The 18,397-nt window shown below is 67.3% G+C and carries 21 protein-coding genes; 9 read left to right on the forward strand and 12 right to left on the reverse strand.

The window, feature by feature from the left end; translation table 11 throughout:
* Positions 1–80 precede the first annotated feature (80 nt).
* On the forward strand, positions 81–854 hold the full coding sequence (locus QM841_RS20870; protein ID WP_283333411.1) for a serine aminopeptidase domain-containing protein: 774 nt from the start codon (positions 81–83) through the stop codon (positions 852–854).
* Between the two features lie 39 nt (positions 855–893).
* On the opposite strand, the gene QM841_RS20875 is transcribed toward QM841_RS20870, so the two are convergent.
* Complete coding sequence (locus QM841_RS20875) at positions 894–1,019, reverse strand: hypothetical protein (protein ID WP_005257351.1); 126 nt, start codon at positions 1,017–1,019, stop codon at positions 894–896.
* Positions 1,020–1,157: 138 nt separating this feature from the next.
* On the opposite strand from QM841_RS20875, the gene QM841_RS20880 reads away from it, so the two are divergent.
* A complete protein-coding gene (locus QM841_RS20880; RefSeq protein ID WP_283333412.1) occupies positions 1,158–1,454 on the forward strand; it encodes an Rdx family protein in 297 nt (98 codons plus the stop codon).
* Between the two features lie 2 nt (positions 1,455–1,456).
* On the opposite strand, the gene QM841_RS20885 is transcribed toward QM841_RS20880, so the two are convergent.
* Positions 1,457–2,848, reverse strand: coding sequence for a WS/DGAT/MGAT family O-acyltransferase (locus QM841_RS20885; RefSeq protein WP_283333413.1), 1,392 nt, complete (start codon positions 2,846–2,848; stop codon positions 1,457–1,459).
* A 334-nt stretch (positions 2,849–3,182) separates the two neighbouring features.
* Between QM841_RS20885 and QM841_RS20890 the strand changes: the two genes are divergently transcribed.
* Positions 3,183–3,854: a type 1 glutamine amidotransferase gene (locus QM841_RS20890; protein ID WP_283333414.1), complete on the forward strand. Its 672-nt coding sequence runs from the start codon at positions 3,183–3,185 to the stop codon at positions 3,852–3,854.
* 96 nt (positions 3,855–3,950) lie between these two features.
* Positions 3,951–4,355 (forward strand): VOC family protein, encoded by a 405-nt coding sequence (locus QM841_RS20895; protein WP_283333415.1) that lies wholly within the window; start codon positions 3,951–3,953, stop codon positions 4,353–4,355.
* Between the two features lie 3 nt (positions 4,356–4,358).
* Here the strand turns inward: QM841_RS20895 and QM841_RS20900 are convergent, their stop codons facing one another.
* The 3 genes from QM841_RS20900 to QM841_RS20910 form a co-directional block, all read right to left on the reverse strand.
* A complete protein-coding gene (locus QM841_RS20900; protein ID WP_280780763.1) occupies positions 4,359–5,342 on the reverse strand; it encodes a sigma-70 family RNA polymerase sigma factor in 984 nt (327 codons plus the stop codon).
* A gap of 61 nt (positions 5,343–5,403) precedes the next feature.
* Positions 5,404–5,904, reverse strand: coding sequence for an SRPBCC family protein (locus QM841_RS20905; RefSeq protein ID WP_283333416.1), 501 nt, complete (start codon positions 5,902–5,904; stop codon positions 5,404–5,406).
* The gene (locus QM841_RS20910; RefSeq protein ID WP_005573288.1) at positions 5,901–6,218 is read right to left on the reverse strand and encodes an ArsR/SmtB family transcription factor; all 318 of its coding nucleotides are present in this window, start codon (positions 6,216–6,218) and stop codon (positions 5,901–5,903) included. Before QM841_RS20910 ends, QM841_RS20905 begins: the two co-directional genes overlap by 4 nt.
* 192 nt (positions 6,219–6,410) lie before the next feature.
* Between QM841_RS20910 and QM841_RS20915 the strand changes: the two genes are divergently transcribed.
* On the forward strand, positions 6,411–7,823 hold the full coding sequence (locus QM841_RS20915; RefSeq protein WP_283333417.1) for an alkaline phosphatase PhoX: 1,413 nt from the start codon (positions 6,411–6,413) through the stop codon (positions 7,821–7,823).
* A 32-nt stretch (positions 7,824–7,855) separates the two neighbouring features.
* Here QM841_RS20915 and QM841_RS20920 read toward each other — a convergent pair whose 3' ends face one another.
* Genes QM841_RS20920 through QM841_RS20930 form a run of 3 tightly spaced genes read right to left on the reverse strand, consistent with a single transcriptional unit; the run spans position 7,856 to position 10,766 of the window.
* Complete coding sequence (locus QM841_RS20920; protein WP_005238131.1) at positions 7,856–8,311, reverse strand: GtrA family protein; 456 nt, start codon at positions 8,309–8,311, stop codon at positions 7,856–7,858.
* A gap of 5 nt (positions 8,312–8,316) precedes the next feature.
* Complete coding sequence (locus QM841_RS20925) at positions 8,317–10,260, reverse strand: MDR family MFS transporter (protein WP_283333418.1); 1,944 nt, start codon at positions 10,258–10,260, stop codon at positions 8,317–8,319.
* Positions 10,257–10,766 (reverse strand): MarR family winged helix-turn-helix transcriptional regulator, encoded by a 510-nt coding sequence (locus QM841_RS20930; protein WP_016883656.1) that lies wholly within the window; start codon positions 10,764–10,766, stop codon positions 10,257–10,259. Before QM841_RS20930 ends, QM841_RS20925 begins: the two co-directional genes overlap by 4 nt.
* A 117-nt stretch (positions 10,767–10,883) precedes the next feature.
* Here QM841_RS20930 and QM841_RS20935 point away from each other — a divergent pair, with 117 nt between their 5' ends.
* Together QM841_RS20935 and QM841_RS20940 are read left to right on the forward strand one after the other, a co-directional pair.
* Positions 10,884–11,291, forward strand: a complete 408-nt coding sequence (locus tag QM841_RS20935; RefSeq protein ID WP_283333419.1) for an ArsR/SmtB family transcription factor — start codon at positions 10,884–10,886, stop codon at positions 11,289–11,291.
* Positions 11,288–12,301 (forward strand): cation diffusion facilitator family transporter, encoded by a 1,014-nt coding sequence (locus QM841_RS20940; protein ID WP_283333420.1) that lies wholly within the window; start codon positions 11,288–11,290, stop codon positions 12,299–12,301. Before QM841_RS20935 ends, QM841_RS20940 begins: the two co-directional genes overlap by 4 nt.
* Before the next feature lie 7 nt (positions 12,302–12,308).
* Here QM841_RS20940 and QM841_RS20945 read toward each other — a convergent pair whose 3' ends face one another.
* The 3 genes from QM841_RS20945 to QM841_RS20955 form a co-directional block, all read right to left on the reverse strand.
* A complete protein-coding gene (locus QM841_RS20945) occupies positions 12,309–13,142 on the reverse strand; it encodes a sulfurtransferase (protein WP_283333518.1) in 834 nt (277 codons plus the stop codon).
* A 90-nt stretch (positions 13,143–13,232) separates the two neighbouring features.
* Positions 13,233–15,572, reverse strand: a complete 2,340-nt coding sequence (locus QM841_RS20950; RefSeq protein ID WP_283333421.1) for a glycoside hydrolase family 65 protein — start codon at positions 15,570–15,572, stop codon at positions 13,233–13,235.
* Between the two features lie 2 nt (positions 15,573–15,574).
* Positions 15,575–16,300: an HAD family hydrolase gene (locus QM841_RS20955; protein ID WP_105414169.1), complete on the reverse strand. Its 726-nt coding sequence runs from the start codon at positions 16,298–16,300 to the stop codon at positions 15,575–15,577.
* Between the two features lie 151 nt (positions 16,301–16,451).
* On the opposite strand from QM841_RS20955, the gene QM841_RS20960 reads away from it, so the two are divergent.
* Both QM841_RS20960 and QM841_RS20965 read left to right on the forward strand, forming a co-directional pair.
* Positions 16,452–16,982, forward strand: coding sequence for an ester cyclase (locus tag QM841_RS20960; RefSeq protein ID WP_283333519.1), 531 nt, complete (start codon positions 16,452–16,454; stop codon positions 16,980–16,982).
* Positions 16,983–17,092: 110 nt separating this feature from the next.
* Positions 17,093–17,572: a chromosome condensation regulator RCC1 gene (locus QM841_RS20965; protein ID WP_283333422.1), complete on the forward strand. Its 480-nt coding sequence runs from the start codon at positions 17,093–17,095 to the stop codon at positions 17,570–17,572.
* A 24-nt stretch (positions 17,573–17,596) separates the two neighbouring features.
* Here QM841_RS20965 and QM841_RS20970 read toward each other — a convergent pair whose 3' ends face one another.
* Positions 17,597–18,343 carry an alpha/beta hydrolase family protein gene (locus QM841_RS20970; protein ID WP_283333423.1) on the reverse strand — a complete coding sequence of 249 codons (747 nt, stop codon included), beginning with the start codon at positions 18,341–18,343 and terminating at the stop codon, positions 17,597–17,599.
* Positions 18,344–18,397: the final 54 nt, after the last annotated feature.

Raw genomic sequence — 18,397 nt, forward strand, 5'->3', positions numbered from 1 at the left:
TCAGCTCGTCTCGGCGAAACCGGCGCCGGGTCGGAGATCGCCGCCAGGCACGTCGCGTCCCCGCTTGTTAGCGTGGCGGGGTGATACTTCGTGCCGGGTCCGCCGAACCGCTGACGCGGCGCACGGCACACCTCACGACGTACGAGGAGCACGCGGTGACCGTCCCGCGCTCCGGCGATCGTGCGGTGGTCGCGGTGCCGCGCGGGGTGACGCCGTCCGCGGTCGCGTACTACCTGCACGGGCGGACGGGGGACGAGAGGTCGATCGACGACCGCGCCGGCCTGCGGGACGGCTTGCTGGACGCCGGCTACCTGGTCGCCAGCCCGTACCTGCACGGCGACCAGTGGGGAAACCGGCCGGCGCAGGACGCGGTGGTCGCACTGGACGAGTGGGTGTCGCATCGGTGGCCGGTGACAGTTCGGTTCCTCATCGGCGAATCGATGGGCGGCAACGCCGCCGCCAACGCCGTACGCCTACGCGAGGTCGCGTGGGACGGAGCCGTGTTCATCGCTCCGTCGCTGTCGCTGCGCGCAGTGTGGGAACGGGGCGAACACGGACGCGACACCGTGCGGGACGCCTTTCGGTTGTCCGCGGACGGGCACGACCTCGAACCGAAGACCGAGCGCTGGGACGCCGTCCGGCACGAGCCGGGAGACTATGTCGGAGTGCCGATTCGGGTGTACGCGTCGCGGGAGGACGAGGTGGCGAACATCGCCGGCGTCACGGGACCGTGGGTCGAGATGCTCCGCCGCGGCTCGGACGCCGTCGAGTTCGTCGAGGTGAGCGGACCGCACGTCTCGGAAGACCACTTCCGCACCGCGGAGGTCGTGCAGTTCTTCGAGAGGATCCGGTGAACACGGGGAGGCCTTCTCGGCGAAGACCTCCCCCCGTGTTCAGGCCTCGGTGCGGTGCGTGGTGTCCAGGCGGAAGATGTTGGTGAAGAAGTCCTTGACGGCCTGGATCTTCTCGTTGGTCAGCTCGATGGCGTGGCGACGCGATTCTTCGAGCGCGGTGGACATGGCGGCTTCCTTTCGTCGAGGTGGCACAGCATGGCGATCGACAGTCTGCCTCACGATGCTGACGTCCGCATGACGAACAGGTGTCCTCCGCGCAACTCGAACCGCAAGCGGGGGAGCACCTTCGGCTAACCTGGCACGATGACGACGAGCAGCACGGACGGCCGGGTCGCGATCACTTACTGCACCCAGTGCCAGTGGCTGTTACGCGCAGCGTGGATGGCGCAGGAACTACTCGGCACGTTCGGGCAGGAACTCGGCGAGGTCGCGCTCGTCCCCGGCACCGGCGGGATCTTCCGCATCACCGTCGACGACGAACTGATCTGGGACCGCAAGGAGCAGGGCGGCTTCCCCGACATCACCGTGCTCAAGCAACTGGTCCGGGACCGGGTGGTACCAGACCGCCACCTCGGGCACAGCGACCGTAAGAGTCCCTAGGGTCAGATTCCGACCGCGCGCTCGAGGGCGCGCAGTTCGTGCCCCAGCCGGGCGGGGATCGACTTCAGGTCGGGCACCGCGCTGCGGCAGCCGGTGACCCCGAACGAGATGATGTCGTCGTTGCTGGTGCAGGTGATGTTCAGGCCCTGGCCGTCGACGGGCACCGACAGCGGGTAGATCGCGTCGAGTCGCGCCCCGTTCCAGTACAGCGGCGAGCTGGGGCCCGGAACGTTGGAGATGATGAGGTTGAACGGCGGGCGCACCCGCGAGTTGTGCCCGAACAGCATGCTCGCGCCGATCGGTGCCGCGCCGAGAGCGCTCATCGCGAGGATCTGCGTCGCACTCATCGTCTCGTACGCCTCCTTGCCCTCGCGCATGGACGTCCGGATGGTGTCGAGGCGATCCGCCGGATCGGGGAGGTGGGTGCCGAGGTTGCACATGAGCACCCCGATGTTGTTGCCGTTCGACGCCTCGCGCTGACTCTTCAGCGACACCGGCACCATCGCGATCAGCGGCTCGGCGGGCAGCGCGTTCTGATCCTCGAGGTAACTGCGGAGCGCCCCGGAGGACATCGCGAGCACGACGTCGTTGATGGTGGTGTCGGACAGCTTGGCGACGAGCCGGAGACGTTCGAGCGGCCACGACTGCGCCGCGAACTGGCGGGCACCGGTGATCGGCACGTTGAACGGGGTCTTGGGTGCGGACAGGGCGAGCGGGCCGCCCTGGTCGCGGAAGGCGCGGGACACGGTGCCGGCGAGCGCGGGCACGAGCCCGGCGACCTCACCGACGGTGTCGCGGGCCGCGCGGAACGTGGAACCGGCCAGACCCGACAGGCTGAACGCCTTCGACGGCGTCCGCTGCGGCCGCGGTCCCCGCGGCTGCCACGGGGCCGGCACGTCCCGGTCCTCGGAGTTCTCGCTGAGCGCGCTGCGCAGCATCTTCATCGCGGTGACGCCGTCGGCGACCGCGTGGTGGATCTTGGTGTAGACGGCGAACCGTCCGTCGCTCAGTCCCTCGATCAGGTGCATCTCCCACAGCGGGCGGCTGCGGTCGAGCAGCGATCCGTGCAGCCGCGAGCAGAGTGCCATCAGCTCGGCCTCGCCCCCGGGGGCGGGCAGCGCGTCGTGCCGGATGTGGTGACCGAGGTCGATGTCGTCGACGGTCTCCCAGCTCCACTGACCGAGCGTCGAGAAGGACCGGTGGGCTCGCTTGGCGAGCCGGGGGGTGACGATTCCGTCGCCGTCGGCGAGCGCGCGGTCGAGCATCGCGCGCATGTCGTAGGTGTCGGCGCCTTCCGGGAGCTGGAAGATCTCTACGCCGCCGACATGCATCGGGTGCTCACGGGACTCGCCGAGAAGGAACATCGAGTCGAGAGGGGACATGGGGAGCGGCATCTAGGGCCCTTTCCATCCCGTAGACGACTTCCCGGATCGCGGGAGGGCTCGTCTGTGGTCTGAGGTAACGGGAGATGGTGACGTTCCGTTTGTCAGGGACCACCACCGGATAACTAATTGATATGGGACGGGTCACGAAAGCGTGACGTCGTATTTCTACAGGTTTCGCGTGAGCCATGCCACTAGACAAGCGTCCAGTTTGGATGGTGTCATTCGAGTGGAGTACACCGAACATGAACTCTGTGTGAACATCCGAATTTTGTGCACTCAGTGCGGAATTCGCGAATCCCGGCCTGCATAGGGCCGAAAGTCCCTACTCGGTAAGAATTGTGGCATGAACAAGCACTGGGCGGTTGTAAAGCACGTGCCGTTCGAAGGGCCGGCACTCGTCGGTACTTTGCTGGCGGAGCGGGGAATTCGCTACACCGAGTACCCCATGTACCGAGCGTCCGAACTGCCCGCCGTTCACGACATCGGCGGCCTCGTGGTGATGGGCGGTCCGATGGGCGCACGCGATGACGTTACCCACCCGCAACTTCCGCGAGAGCGAAACTTCATCAAAGAAATTGTGGACGCCGGACTTCCGATGCTGGGAATCTGCCTCGGCGCGCAGCTTCTCGCCGCCTCGTTCGGCAGCGCGATCCGCCGGGGGCCGACCCCGGAGAACGGTGCCGGGACGGTCACCGTGTCCGACGACGGGACGCGCGACCCCGTGTTCGGTTCGGTCGGCGCCGAGGTGCCCGTCGTCCACTGGCACGGCGACACCTTCGACCTCCCCGACGGTGCGGTCCTGCTGGCGAGCAGTCACCTCTACGAGAATCAGGCCTTCGCGATCGGCCGCCGCGCGTACGGGTTGCAGTTCCACGTCGAACTGACCCGCGGGCAGCTACCGGTGATGCAGGCTCACATGCCGCCGGACACCGCCCCGTCGGGGGAACACTTGGACGACGTGGAAGCGGCCGGGCGGATCATGATCGGCTCGTTCCTCGACCTCGCCGAGAGCTGAGAGGATCGGGCGAGCGGACGCCGATGAGTTTTGCGCACCGCTGCGGTCTGTATCGATGACCTTCCGCACTGGGCGGAACCCGAGAAGGAGAATCACATGTCCCGGATGCTCTTCGTGAACCTGCCGATCAAGAACCTCGACGCGACCAAGACGTTCTTCGGCGGACTCGGCTTCGAGTTCAACGCCACGTTCAGCGACGACTCCTGCACCGCCATGGTGATCAACGAGCACACGTCCGTGATGCTCCTCGTCGAGTCCCGGTTCACGGACTTCATCGAGGGCGGCATCTGCGACACGTCCAAGTCCGTCGAGGCCCTCATGTGTATCTCGGCCGACAGCCGCGAGGAAGTCGACAGCCTCGTCGACAAGGCCCTCGCCACCGGCGGAACGTCATGGGGCAAGCTCCAGGACGAGGGCTTCATGTACGGACGCGCGTTCCGCGACCTGGACGGTCACGTCTGGGAGGTCATGTGGATGGATCCGGCCGCCGTGCCGGCGTAGGGGTCAGGCGGGCGGGGTCTCCGGTAGTCCGAACTTCTCGAACAGATCGACGTCGAAGAAGCAGACGACATGGGAGACCCCGTCGGCCGTCACATCCAGGACGTGGAGCTGGAACGGGCGGTGGACGCCGTCCTCCCCGCGCATGTACAGGCCGAGGGCCGGCTGTCCGTTGGCCGCCGTGGACACCAGACGCATGTCGCCCGCAGCCTTGGCCGGACAGTTTCCGCTGATCAGGGTGCCGATCGAGGCGCCCCCGCGATACCAGCCGTCGAACGGAGGCATCTCCCAGACGGCGTCCTTGGTGAACAGTTCGACGATCGCGTCGATGTCATAGTCCTCGAACGCGGCGACGTAGCGGTCGAGGAGGTCGCGCTCCTCGGGGGACTCTGGTTCCACGAGAGTGTCGGCCGTCGGCGTGGCCAGTTCGAGCTGCGCACGTGCACGCTGCAGCAGGCTGTTCACCGCCGTCGTGGTGGTACCGAGAGCCGTCGCGACCTCCGACGCCTTCCACTGCAACACGTCGCGGAGGACGAGGACCGCGCGCTGACGTGCAGGAAGGTGCTGAAGGGCGGCGATGAACGCCAGCCGCACCGACTCGCGCGACGTCACCACGGTGGCGGGATCGTTCGCGTCGTCGTCGATGAGGCGGTTGGGGAGCGGTTCGAGCCACGGGACCTCGTGTCGCTCGACGAGGTCGGCGGTCGGGTCGGAGTCGGGAGCCCCCAGCCCGCTCGGCAGCGGACGCTTGGATTTGCTCTGCAGGGCCGTCAGGCACGTATTGGTGGCGATCTTGTACAGCCACGTCCGCAGCGACGCCTGCTGCTGGTAGCCGTCGTACCCCCGCCAAGCCCGGATGAAGGTCTCCTGCATCTGGTCTTCGGCATCGTGAAGTGAGCCCATCATGCGATAACAATGGGCGAGCAACTCGCGCCGATAAGGGTCGGCGAGTGCGAGGAAATCCCCGTCGAGCGACTGCGCAGCCGTCATGGTTGGAGCTTACTGCGGCCGTCCGACAGATGTCGGGCCCTCGCGCCCGCCGACCCGCGGGTCAGCCCCAGTTCACCATCGGCTGCCCCGTCTCGAGCAGGGTCTTCATTCCGCTCAGCACCTCGTTCCAACCGCCGCCCGCGCCCTCGGACTCGCGCCTGCCCGCGACCATCTCGGCCAGGTCGGGTGCGTTGGTGAGGTCGTGTGTGACAGTCAGTTTCGCGACACCGGGGCGGCTCGACTGCACGATCTCGTAGGTGAGCGTGGTGAATCCCTCCACGTTGTCGGCGTCCATCAGCATCCGCCACGTCTGCACCAGCTTTTTCGGCGGATCGGACTCGATCACCTCGCCGTCGACGATCACGTCGGGCACGCCCGGGTATTCCTTCATCGCGTCGTCCGCGCGCGATCGGAACGCACCGCCCGCGCGGAGGTCGTAGTCGACCAGACCGCCGTAACCGTACTGCTGCGACCACTCGGGTTTGGTGATGGCGTCCCAGATGGCCTCCGGCGTCGCCTTGATGTAGACGGCGTAGATCTGGAATGCGTCGGCGGTAGTCATTTCTCTTCCTCCAGTTCGGCTTTCAGCTGAGCGAGCGCACTGGTGTGACGCTCGGTGTATTTGTCGATCCACCGGTTGTGGATCAGCTGTATCGGCACAGGATTGAGGTAGTGAAGTTTTTCCCGGCCGGAGCGGCGCGTGACGACGAGCCCCGCGTCTTCGAGCACACGCAGATGCTTCATGACCCCGAATCGCGTCATCTCGACCTGCGACTCGAGTTCGGTGAGCGTCTGACCATCCTGGGCGAACAATCGGTCGAGTATCAGGCGGCGGGTGGAATCGGCCAGCGCCTTGAAGACGTGATCGTCGTCCATGAATCGAGAATAGGTGACCATTTGGTCACATGTCAACGCCTGTGAGTACTTATTAACCGCCGGCGGTTAACAAGTACTCACAGGGGAAGTTCTCGCCCGGTTCACGCGCCCGCCACGGTGCGTCCACGAACCAGGGCAGTCCGGTCCCTACCGTCCGAGGGTCCCGGTTCGTCACCATGGAGGTTTCAGACAGTGTCCACTGCACCACTCAACCGCCGCGGGTTCCTCGGTCGCACCGCGCTCACCGGCCTCGGTGTGGCACTCGCCGGAAGCGTCGACGCCCTCGTCCGGCCGGCGTTCGCGTCCGCGGCGCCGGGACAGGCGATCGGCTACGGACCGCTCGTGCCCGACCCGAACCGCATTCTCTCGCTCCCGGTGGGTTTTTCGTACACCGTCGTCTCCCGGTCGGGTGAGACGCAGTTGGACGGTGGCGTACCGGTGCCGAGCGATCCCGACGCCATCGGGGTGTTCGCGCGACCCGGCGGTTCCACACTCGTCACCAATCACGAGATCGGCAGCGACGAACCGTTCGGTGTGCCCGCCCTCGACGGATTGACGTACGACGCGGGCGCGCGCGGCGGTACGACCACGACCGCGGTCGGCGCCGATGGCGCACGGCAGGGCCAGTACGTCAGCGTCGCGGGCACCGTGAACAACTGCGCGGGCGGCATCACCCCGTGGGGGACGTGGTTGACCTGCGAGGAGACGGAGGCTCGCGCGGGGGAGGACGGGTTCCTGCTCGACCACGGCTACGTCTTCGAGGTGGACCCGGCGAGTCAGGACGCGAACAGGGGCAAAAGTCCTGTGCCGCTGAAGTTCCTCGGCCGGTATGCGCACGAGGCCGTGGCGGTGGATCCGGCGTCGAGCACCATCTATCTCACGGAGGACGCGTCCGGGCCGAACGGCCTGTACTACCGGTGGACGCCGCCGCAGGGTTTCCGGGGCGGGCCGAACGCGCTGCGCGAACTCGCGCAGTCTCCGGGCGGCGACGCCGCGGGTGCTCTCCAGGCGATGGCGTGCTTCCAGGGCGGAACGCACGTCCCCGACCTGTCGCAGGCCACCGAGCCGGGAACCGTGTACGCCGTGCAGTGGGTAGGTGTGCCGGACCGTGACGCGACGAGCACGCCGGTGCGTGAGCAGTTCGGGAACGACGTCGTCACCCGCAGTCGCAAGCTGGAGGGACAGTGGTGGGGCGACGGCGGTGCCTACTTCGTCGCGAGCTACGCACGGACCAGCGACGGCAGCGTCGCCGAGCACGACGGCCAGGTGTGGTTCTACGACCCGGCGAAGCAGACCGTCACGCTGAAGACCCTGTTCGGTGTCAATCCCGATCCCGCGGTCGACACCGGAAACTACGACGGGCCCGACAACATCACCGTCTCGCCGTACGGCGGCGTGATCCTCGCCGAGGACGGCGAAGGGATCAGCCACCTCGTGGGCGTCACGGCGGAGGGTGAGCCGTTCGCGATGGCGCGGAACGAGTTGAACGACAGCGAATTCTGCGGTCCGGCATTCAGTGCGGACGGGAAGATCCTGTTCGCGAACATCCAGTCGCCGGGGCTGACACTGGCGATCACGGGTCCGTGGCACCGTCCCCTGCCGTGAGTACTTGTTAACCACGGGCGGTTAATAAGTACTCACGGGCCGGAGGCATAAACCCACCCGCGGAGTGCGAGAAACCGCAGCCCGCCGACGACGGCGCTGACGGCGATGACGAGCGCGACCTGCGCCGGACCGTCGGCGCCGGGGAAGAGCATGTGCAGGAGGGCGAGCGCGAGTGAGCTGACGGCCAGGCCGATCAGCGCGAGGGTTCCGCCTTCCCACTGTGCGACGAACCAGCGGACGCGGTCCACGGCACGGAAGGTGAGCCGCCGGTGGAGTTCGTTGGCCAGCATCGAACTGGTCACCACGCCGACGAGGTTGGCGACGAACGACCCGTACATGTCGAGGGTGAAGAACGCGAGAGCGTAGAGCACATTGCTCGACGTGCCCACCAGCGTGAACCGGGTCAATTGAGCGAACACGCCGCCGGCCCGCCCACGTAGAGGGGGATACGTGGGCGGGCCGACGGCGTCGTGGAACTGAACGATCATCTCATTCAGCGGATGAGGGCACCGTTGCCGGTGTCCGTCACGTGGCCGCCGCCGAGGACGCCGGCCACTTGCTCCTCGCTCAGTCCCAGCTCGCGCAGGCGATCCCAGACCGCGTCGAATTCGACGAGCTTGGCGTTGAGATCGTTGCGCAGGCGGTTGACCTCGTCGCGGATCTTCTCCGCTTCGTCGATCGCTTCCAGCGTCTGCTCCGGCTGGGGCAGAAGCATGGACAGGAGACGGTCCCGGGCGTCGGCGCTCAACCCCGCGAAGGGCTGCCGCTGATCGGCGGGGGCCTCGTGCCTGCCGCCGCGGACCTCGGACGACTGGATCGGCGCCGTGTCGGGCTCGAGTGCGTACTCCGGAACGGGGGCGTACTCGGGTTCCTGGACGGGCTCCTGCTCGCTCGACAGGTCGATGGTGCGACGCAGCGGGCGGTTGGGCAGCAGGATGACGGCGATCAGGGTGATGACGGCGACGACGGCGGCGATCAGGAAGATCCGGCCGGTCGCGTCTCCGTATGCGGCGCGGATGACACCCTGCACGGGGGCGGGCATGGACGTCAGGTCCAGGCTTCCGCCGCCGCTGCTCGACCCGGCGGGGATGCCGAGTTTCGCGAAACCTTCGGCCGACAGGTCGGCGACGCGGGTGGCCAGCACCGAACCGAGAACCGAGACGCCGATCGCGCCACCGAAGGTCCGGAAGAAGGCAACCGAGCTGGATGCCGCACCGATGTTCTGGACGCTGACGGTGTTCTGCACCGCGAGGACCAGGTTCTGCATCAGCATGCCCATGCCGAGACCGATGATCGCGATGTACGCGCCGACGAGGGTCAGGCTGGTCTCGTGATCGATGGTGCCGAGCAATCCGAAGCCGACGATCATGAGGACGGCGCCGCCGACGACGAACGGCTTCCACTTGCCGAAGCGGGTGATGAGCTGTCCGGATCCGACCGTGCCGAGGAGCATGCCGGCGACCATCGGGATCGTGAGCACTCCGGCCATCGTGGGGGTGTAGCCACGCGAGGTCTGGAAGTACTGGCCGAGGAACGTGGTGGAACCGAACATTCCGACACCGACGGCGACGGACGCGATGATGGCGAGTCCGGTGGTCTTCTCCGTGACGATCTTGAGCGGGATGATCGGCGACTTGGCCTTGGCTTCGACAAGGATCGTCGCGGCCAGCAGGAGCACACCCGATCCGACGTACATGACCGTTTCACGGGAGAACCACTCGTAATAGCCGGCCTTGCCGGCGAACGAGACCCAGATCAGCAGGATGGACACACCGGCGGTCAGCAGCAGGGCGCCGAGCCAGTCGATGGAGACGTCGTCCTTCTTCTCGGTCGCGAGGTGCAGGGTGCGCTGCAGCAGGAACAGTGCGATGACGGCGAGCGGCACGCACACGAAGAAGCACCAGCGCCAGCCGAGGGGGCTGTCGACGATGACGCCGCCGAGGATCGGGCCACCCGACATCGACACGGCCATGACGGCACCCATGTAGCCGGAGTAGCGGCCGCGCTCACGGGGAGCGACGATGGTGCCGATGATGGCGACGACGAGAGCCGTCAGGCCACCCATGCCGATGCCCTGGATGACGCGTGCGGCGAGCAGGATCGGCACGTTGTGCGCGAAGCCGGCGATCACCGAACCGATGACGAAGATGACGATCGCGCTCTGGACGAGGACCTTCTTGTTGAACAGGTCGGCGAGCTTGCCCCAGATGGGTGTCGAGGCGGCGTTGGCGAGCAGCGCGCTGGTGATGACCCAGGCGTACGCGGTCTGCGTGCCCTTCAGGTCACCGATGATCGTGGGGAGAGCGGTGGCGACGATCGTGCTGCTCAGCAGCGCGGTGAACAGCGCGGCGAGCAGGCCCGTGAGGGCTTCGAGGATTTGGCGGTGCGTCATGGCCGTCGTTTCTTCAACCGGCGGCCGAGTCTGTGTTTCGGTCATACGCTTTGTGTTCCAATCGGGTTCGAGCTCGTAACGATCCGGTGTTCTGGATCGAAGAGTGTTTCCTTCAGGTGCCGGATGGATTCGAGGGCAATCGCTGCCTCGGTTTCGTTCCAGCCGGTCATCAACTTCTGCATTCGTGCCGCTCGCTGTGTTCTCACGTGCTTGACGTACGCCATTCCCTCCGGCGACACGCGTATTCGGAATGCGCGTCCGTCGGCGGGATCCGAGTGGCGGGTGACGTAGCCGACGTCCACCAGATCGGTGATCTGGCGACTGAGTGAGGACTGGCTGACACACAGTTCGGTGGCGAGTTCGTTCTGCCGGCATTCCCCCCGAGCCGCGAGGACGAGGAGGACCCCCGTCAACGCGCGCGGGATGTGACCGTCGCCTTCCGACACCAGGGCGTCGCGAAGCACGCGGCCGAAGAGGAAGACCTCGTCGATGAGCGCTTCGGTGGTGCCGAGAGATACGGACGGCACGGTAGGGACTGACGAGACGGACATGGCAACCCCTGAAGGACGACTTACTTGATGCAAGCAACTATATACATCGTTAGCGCAAGCAAGTAAGTCGATTCGGTGTCTGATGCATCACAAAACAAAGTGACCTATTATCTGCGTATGAATGCAGATAAGCGCGCTTGTCGGCGCCGACTCGACGAAGACCAGGTCGGGCTGGTGGTCGAGGTCTTCCGCATGCTCGCCGACGCCACCCGGGTGCAGGTGCTCTGGCAACTGGTGGGAGGCGAGCTGTCGGTGAACGAGCTGGCCGAACGGGTGGGGAAGCCGGCACCGTCCGTCTCGCAACATCTCGCGAAGCTCCGGATGGCGCGGCTGGTGCGCACGCGGAGGGAGGGAACGTCCATCTACTACAGCGTCGCCAACGAGCACGTGCAGCAGTTGGTTACCGACGCCGTGTTCAATGCCGAGCACGCGGGCCCCGGCATCCCGGGACATCACCGCGCCACCGGCGATCTGCAGGTGATCCACGAGGAGGCAGACCTCGCCGCGGAGGGAGGCGGCTCGTGAACGGCCACGGACATTCCCATGGGCACGGCCACGGCCACGGAGATTCGGGTGGCGTCCGCGGGGCGATCCGCGAGATCTTCGCCCCGCACAGCCACGACTCCGCGGACAGCGTCGACGACGCGCTCGAGGCGAGCGAGATCGGGATCCGGGCGGTCAAGATCAGCCTGATGGTGCTGGGCGCCACCGCCCTCGCTCAGGTGATCGTGGTCGCACTGTCCGGTTCTGTCGCGCTCGCCGCCGACACCGTGCACAACTTCTCCGACGCGCTGACAGCGATTCCGCTGTGGATCGCGTTCGCCCTCGGACGGCGGGCGGCCACCCGGCGCTTCACCTACGGCTACGGCCGGGCCGAAGACCTCGCCGGGTTGTTCGTCGTGGTGATGATCGCGTTGTCCGCGGTCGTCGCGGGTGTCGAGGCGACCCGCCGCCTCCTCGATCCGGTGCCCATCGACCACCTCGGGTGGGTTGCCCTCGCCGGTGTCATCGGATTCGCCGGCAACGAGTGGGTGGCGCTGTACCGCATCCGGGTCGGCAGGCGGATCGGCTCCGCCGCGCTCGTCGCCGACGGGCTGCACGCACGGACCGACGGATTCACTTCCCTCGCCGTGGTATTGGGCGCCGGCGGCGTCGCGGTCGGGCTTCCTCTCGCCGACCCGGTGGTGGGCCTGGTCATCACGGCCGCGATCCTGCTGGTGCTGCGGACCGCGGCACGCGACGTGTTCCGGCGGCTGATGGACGGCGTCGACCCGGAACTCGTCGACACCGCCGAACGGGCCCTCGCCGCCGAACCGGGGGTGGTCGGGGTGCGCAGCGTCAAGATGCGGTGGATCGGACACCACCTGCATGCCGACGCCGAACTCGACGTCGATCCCTCGACCAGCCTGCGCGACGCGCACCGCGTGGCGCACACCGCCGAACACACACTCACCCACGCGGTTCCGAAGCTGAGTACCGCCCTCATCCACGCCTATCCGGCGCACGACGCGGAGGCGGTCGGTCAGACGGCGTGACTCGCTTTCATCGCCGGTCGGGGCCGGTGGCGACCGGCCGCCCGGGATCGGACGACCACTGCGACCAGGACCCCGGATACAGGGCGGCGTCGATGCCGGCGAGCGCCAGCGCCGCAACCTGGTGGGCCGCCGTCACACCCGATCCGCAGTACACGCCGACGGGACGTCCGGGCTCGACGCCGACCGCGGCGAATCGTTCGCGCAGCACCTCGGCAGGCGCGAACCGTCCGTCGGGCCCGAGATTCTCGGACGTCGGGGCGCTGCGGGCACCGGGAATGTGCCCGGCGCGGGGATCGATGGGTTCGGTCGCGCCCGAATACCGCTCGGCGGCACGCGCATCGAGAAGGTGGCCGTGGTCGGCGAATTCGGCGGCCTCGTCCGCGGTCAGCGTCGGCAGGTGGCCCGCAGTGAGAACGACGTCACCGGGCAGTGGTGGGTGCTCGTCGCCGGATCGGACGGGATGGCCCGCCGACGTCCACGCGCCGAGACCACCGTCGAGCATCGTCACGTCGGCAACTCCGGCCCAGCGCAGCACCCACCACCCCCGCGCGGCGGCAAGGTTCCCGGTGGCGTCGTAGACCACGACAGGGCTGCCGGCCCGGACACCCCACCGGCGCGCGGCGTCCTGGAGGTCCGTCACCGTCGGCAGGGGATGCCTGCCCAGTTCCGGGGATCCAGGGGCGGCCAGTTCGGTCTCCAGGTCGACGAACACGGCACCGGGAATGTGCGCGTCGAGGTAATGCTGCCTGCCTTCGGTGTCGCCGAGCGCCCACCGCACGTCGAGAAGGACCGGCGGAGCGGCGCTGTTCAGCGATTCCGCCAACTCGTCGATCGTCACCACAGTGCTCATCGCACCACTGTCGCACAACGCAGGTTCGGTGTGCCGCGCTGCTGCTCGCGGCCGCGGTGTTCGGGCTGGCCGGGTGTCATGTCAGCCCCGACGCACGGGTGCCCGCCCGTACGGTTGCCGCACAGGCGTGGCAATTGGCAGTTCCGGGATCGGCCGCGTCACCGGAAAGGAGTCGAGAGTGAACGGGCTACCGTGATGGGCGAGCTGAACAGGTTCGCCGGACAGCAGCCGGTAGGTCGCGGTCTTGGCGCGGACGTCCACGTGGATCTGGCTGCCCCGCACCGTCATCCGGAACGACAGATTGACCAGCTGCGGTGGGATCCGCGGTGCGAACGAAATGTTGCCGCCGTGATCGCGCATTCCACCGAATCCCGCGACGCACGCCATCCACGTTCCGGCGAGTGAGGCGATGTGCAATCCGTTCTCCACGTTGGCATGGAGGTCGTGGAGGTCCGTCAGGGCGGCCTCGGCGAGGTAGTCGTAGGCGAGTTGAAGTTGCCCGACCTCGGCGGCCATCACGGACTGCACACACGCCGACAGGGACGAATCCCGAACCGTCAGGGCCTCGTAGTAGGCGAAATTGGCGATCTTCTGTTCGTCCGTGAAGGCATCGCCGCGAAGATACATCGCCAGCACCAGGTCGGCCTGCTTCACCACCTGCTTGCGGTAGAGATCGAAGTACGGGTAGTGGAGCAGCAGCGGATAGTGCTCGGGTGGTGTGCCTTCGAAGTCCCACTCGGCGTGGTGCGTGAAGGCGTCGGATTGCTGGTGGACGCCGAGAGCGTCGTCGAACGGAATGCGCATGTGCTCGGCGGCGTCTCGCCAGAGCGCTGCTTCCTCGTCGTCCACACCGAGCTCGCGCGCCAGGCCGGGGCGTCGCTCGCAGGCGGCCGCCGCGTCGTGCAGATTCTTCTGCGCCATGAGGTTGGTGAACACGTTGTTGTCGGCGACGGCGGTGTACTCGTCCGGCCCGGTGACGCCGTCGATTCGGAACTCGCCCTGCGCATTGTGGTGGCCGAGCGACGTCCACAGCCGGGCGGTCTCCACGAGCAGTTCGACGCCGCATTCGGCTTCGAACTCCTCGTCCCCGGTCGCGGCCAGATACCGGGACGTGGCCGCGGCGACATCGGCACCCACGTGGAAGGCCGCGGTTCCCGCGGGCCAGTAGCCGGAGCATTCTTCGCCGTTGATCGAGCGCCACGGGAACACGGCGCCTGCCTGCCCCAGCTGTACGGCGCGGTTCTTCGCCTTGTCGAGCGTGGAGTGCCGCCAGCGCAGTGCGTCGCGGGCCGAGTCCGGCACCGTGTACGTGAGCAGGGGGAGGACGAATGACTCGGTGTCCCAGAACGCATGACCGTCGTACCCGGGCCCGGTCAGGCCTTTCGCCGGGATCGCCCGCGATTCACCGCGGGCACCGGCCTGCAGCACGTGGAACAGCGCGAACCGCACCGCCTGCTGCAGTTCCGCGTCGCCGTCGATCTCGACGTCCGCCGTCTCCCAGAAGGCGTCGAGGTACTCGCGCTGGCGTTTCAGCAGGGTGTCCCAGCCGGTTTCGAGTGCTCCGGCGAGAGCCCCCTCCACCTGGCCGCGCAGGGCCGGAGTCGACCGCCGTGCCGACCATCCGTACGCCAGATATTTCGTCACCTTCAGGCGCTCACCCTGGGGGATGTCGACGGCCACGGTGAGCCGGGCCAGATCCTCTTCGGTCTCGATGCTGCACCGCCCGTTGGCGGGGTAGTCGACCTCGTGGTCCATCCCCGCGGCCATGCGCAGTCCCGACGCACGCGTGTGGTGGGCGAGTACCGCCCTGAAGTCGTGGGCGGCAGCGAAATCGGAGACCAATGGAGTGTCCAGGGCGGCAGCGACTCTCGGGTCGTCCGTGCGGGCGGGGATGTGTTCGTTGGCGAGCAGATCCGACTGCAGGACGAGTTCGATGTCCCCGTCGAGCGGCTCGACCTCGTAATGGATGGCGGCGACCGCACGCGAGGTGAACGAGACGAGTCGTTCCGAATGGATACGCACGCGGCGTCCGGTCGGCGACGTCCACTCGGTGGTGCGGCGCAGCGTGCCCGAGCGGAAGTCGAGGACGCGCTCGTGCGCCGGTGCACTCCCGTACCGCATGTCCATGGGCTCGTCCTCCACGAGCAGGCGGATGATGCTGCCGTCGGTCACGTTCACGACGGTCTGCCCGTCTTCGGGGTAGCCGTAACCCGCCTCCGCGTATGGCAGGGGACGTTGCTCGTAGAACCCGTTGAGGTAGGTGCCGGGGAGACCGCGCGGTTCACCCTCCTCGAACGTGCCACGAATCCCGATGTGTCCGTTGGACAGTGCGAAGGTGGATTCGGTGGCGTGCAGTGCCTCCAGATCCAGTCCGCGCCAGCGCAGCTGCCACGGCGAGATCTCGTAGCCCTTGTCGTCCATGCTCACCTTTCCAGGAGTTCGGCCAGGTCGTTCACCACCACGTCGGCGCCGTGTTCGCGTAACGCCTCGGCCTGATCGTTGCGATTCACCCCGACGACGTAGCCGAATTCGCCTGCCCGTCCCGCTTCCACTCCGGACAGGGCGTCCTCGAACACGGCCGCCTGATCGGGATGCACGTTGAGGGCGCGGGCGGCCGCGAGAAACGAATCCGGCGCGGGTTTCCCGCGCAGACCCTGCTCGCTGATCACCACCCCGTCGATGCGGACGTGCACGTAGCGGCTGAGATCGGCCGCGTCGAGGACGGCCTTGCCGTTCGCGGACGACGTGACCACGGCGATCTTCAGGCCGGCGTCGTACGCCGCGCTGATGTAGCGGACCGAACCGGGGTAGGGGCTGACGCCCTCTTCCTCGATGACTTTCAGCAGCAGCCGATTCTTGCTGTTCCCGACACCGTTCACGGTCTCGGCGCCGGGTGGATCGTCCGGCGATCCCTCCGGCAACGTGATGCTGCGGGACGTGAGAAAGGTCCGGACCCCGTCGGCGCGGGGACGTCCGTCGACGTAGTCGTAGTAGTCCTGGTCGGTGAACGGCCGGAAGTTGGCGCCCTCGCGATGCTTCAGGAACTCGTCGAACGTGCGTTTCCACGCCTTCCGGTGCAGCACCGCCGTTGCCGTGAGCACACCATCGAGATCGAACAAGCAGGCCGAGATCGCATCAGGCAGTCCCATCACCTCCCCGACGGTACCGCCGTCGACGGCGGTTTCGCTGAGGCGCGCGCAAATCCTGTACCGAACGGACCTGCATCAGGTCGTTGACTTCCAGTCGAGGGCGGTCGAATACTGAGAGTTCCCACCGACTGTTGCGGAGTGCACCGTGAACATGGAGGAACCGGCCCCGTCGGAGCAAGTGAGATCCCTCGCCGTTCGCGCGATGGAGATCATGGCGAACGGAAGCCGCGCCGATTTCGATTCCGTCGTCCACTCGGACGCATTCAACCGGGAGAGCGCGACGGAACCCCCGCGGACGCGAGGGCGTGGACCCGACGCGTTCTACGCTACCGCCGTCTGGCTGCGCTCGGCGTTCGCCGAGCTGCGGTTCGACGTCGAGTATGTCGTCGTCGAGGGCGACCTCGCCGTCGTCTACACGATCATGAAGGGCAGGCACGTCGGACCCTTCGTCGTCTACGACGAGCAGGGATCGATCGATCAGGTGTTCGCGCCCACGGGGCGATCGTTGGCGGTCAACCAGTCGCACTGGTTGCGCGTCGAAGACGGCCGCGTCATCGAGCACTGGGCCACCCGGGACGACCTCGGTCAGGCGGTCCAGCTGGGCTGGGTGCCGCCGACGCCGCTGTCGATGGTCCGCAATGCCTGGGCCAAGCGTGCGGCGCGCAGAAACGCGCAGAGCTGAGCCGCCGTTCGTGTCGAAAGGGTGACGATTCCTCGCAAAAACGCCAAAACGTACCAAACGGACCGTATGTTCCGTTCGATCGATAGATACTCGAACGAAGGAGACGGTCCTTGAAACGCTCGGTGGTTATCGCGGCAAGTTGTGCGCTCCTGACGCTGTCGGCCTGCGGGTCCGACGGCGAACCGACGCCGACATCCGAAACGTCCGGCTCGACAACAAAGGCGACACCCGCCGCCGCCACGACCACTCCGCCGACGTCGGAGCTCGCACCGCCGGCTGTCGCGCCCGAGTCGAACGGAGGCGGCGGCGGTTCGTCGGGGACCGGGCAGGGCGGTTCCGGCGGGGGTGGGCAGGCTCCGGTCGCAGGCCAGCAGCAACCGCCGCCGGTGGTACCGCCGCCTGCAGTGGTTCCGCCGGCGGTCGAGCAGCCACCCGCATCCGAGCAGCCACCCGTGGTCGAAGAGGAACCGCCGGTGGCCGAGGAGGAGCCGCCGGTCGAGGAGACCGAGCCGCCGGTCGAGGGAGAAGATCCCGAGGCCGAGGGCGAGGATCCGCCGGGAAACGAGGAACAGACACCGGAGAATCCCTGATGCACTCCGCCTGCGCGGGCACACTCACTCGGTCAGTTCGTTGACGCGATCCGCGAGCAGCGCGCAGTAGGTCCGGTCGGTGCCCGGGGCGAGCCGCACCCGGTAACTGGTGTGGTCGCCCCGGAACAGGTAGCCGTTCACGTCGTCGATGGCCTCGGCGTATTGCTGCCACACCGTCCACGGGCGCCACCAGTTCAGAATCACCGCCTGCCACCGGCGGGTACGGAGCCGGTCGAGGAGGTCCGTCACCCATGCCACCGGGTCGGCGAGTGAGAAGGCCGCCGACTGGTCTGCGAACGTGCGCAGCGGCGAGTTGCCCGGGCAGCAGCAGATGGCGTCCAGTGGGTCGGCGATCTGCCACACGGGCATCCCCGTGATCGGGCGTTGCCCGGCGATGCCCCACCCCGGCAGGTCCGGAGACGCCGGCCGGAGGGGATCGGCGATCAGTCCGACCCCACGCACATCCAGGGCGGGGTGCTGGCCCCGTCCCACCTCGGCCGCCACGTTGCCGGCGAGCGCGGCGCCGCCCGAGTAGCCGAGCAGAACAACGGGATTCGGGTCCTCCGCGATCATCCGCAACAGGAGTGTGCGTCCTTCGGACAGCGCCTTGTCGAACGCTGAACCACCCGGGTCGGGCACCGGTCCGTAGCTCGCCTCCCACGGAACCTGCTTGACGACGAACCGCACGGGATCCAGCAATTGTGTCGTGTTGGTGAGCATGTTGACGCCCCGATCCTCACCGATGCCGCGGCAGCACAGAACAGTGATCATGCAACCTCCCAGGTGAGTGCCGATGCGCACCCGAGCACACTGTGCCACTCACGT

Origin of the sequence: Rhodococcus sp. IEGM 1307, assembly GCF_030056915.1 — a bacterium.
Lineage (GTDB): Bacteria > Actinomycetota > Actinomycetes > Mycobacteriales > Mycobacteriaceae > Rhodococcus_F > Rhodococcus_F opacus_D.

Bases quoted from the DNA above. Each gene is read 5' to 3' on its own strand.
- QM841_RS20875 (WP_005257351.1), bottom strand. From the start codon at position 1,019: ATGTCCACCGCGCTCGAAGAATCGCGTCGCCACGCCATCGAGCTGACC.
- QM841_RS20880 (WP_283333412.1), top strand. From the start codon at position 1,158: ATGACGACGAGCAGCACGGACGGCCGGGTCGCGATCACTTACTGCACC.
- QM841_RS20885 (WP_283333413.1), bottom strand. From the start codon at position 2,848: ATGCCGCTCCCCATGTCCCCTCTCGACTCGATGTTCCTTCTCGGCGAG.
- QM841_RS20890 (WP_283333414.1), top strand. From the start codon at position 3,183: ATGAACAAGCACTGGGCGGTTGTAAAGCACGTGCCGTTCGAAGGGCCG.
- QM841_RS20895 (WP_283333415.1), top strand. From the start codon at position 3,951: ATGTCCCGGATGCTCTTCGTGAACCTGCCGATCAAGAACCTCGACGCG.
- QM841_RS20900 (WP_280780763.1), bottom strand. From the start codon at position 5,342: ATGACGGCTGCGCAGTCGCTCGACGGGGATTTCCTCGCACTCGCCGAC.
- QM841_RS20905 (WP_283333416.1), bottom strand. From the start codon at position 5,904: ATGACTACCGCCGACGCATTCCAGATCTACGCCGTCTACATCAAGGCG.
- QM841_RS20910 (WP_005573288.1), bottom strand. From the start codon at position 6,218: ATGGACGACGATCACGTCTTCAAGGCGCTGGCCGATTCCACCCGCCGC.
- QM841_RS20920 (WP_005238131.1), bottom strand. From the start codon at position 8,311: ATGATCGTTCAGTTCCACGACGCCGTCGGCCCGCCCACGTATCCCCCT.
- QM841_RS20925 (WP_283333418.1), bottom strand. From the start codon at position 10,260: ATGACCGAAACACAGACTCGGCCGCCGGTTGAAGAAACGACGGCCATG.
- QM841_RS20930 (WP_016883656.1), bottom strand. From the start codon at position 10,766: ATGTCCGTCTCGTCAGTCCCTACCGTGCCGTCCGTATCTCTCGGCACC.
- QM841_RS20935 (WP_283333419.1), top strand. From the start codon at position 10,884: ATGAATGCAGATAAGCGCGCTTGTCGGCGCCGACTCGACGAAGACCAG.
- QM841_RS20950 (WP_283333421.1), bottom strand. From the start codon at position 15,572: ATGGACGACAAGGGCTACGAGATCTCGCCGTGGCAGCTGCGCTGGCGC.
- QM841_RS20955 (WP_105414169.1), bottom strand. From the start codon at position 16,300: ATGGGACTGCCTGATGCGATCTCGGCCTGCTTGTTCGATCTCGATGGT.
- QM841_RS20960 (WP_283333519.1), top strand. From the start codon at position 16,452: ATGGAGGAACCGGCCCCGTCGGAGCAAGTGAGATCCCTCGCCGTTCGC.
- QM841_RS20970 (WP_283333423.1), bottom strand. From the start codon at position 18,343: ATGATCACTGTTCTGTGCTGCCGCGGCATCGGTGAGGATCGGGGCGTC.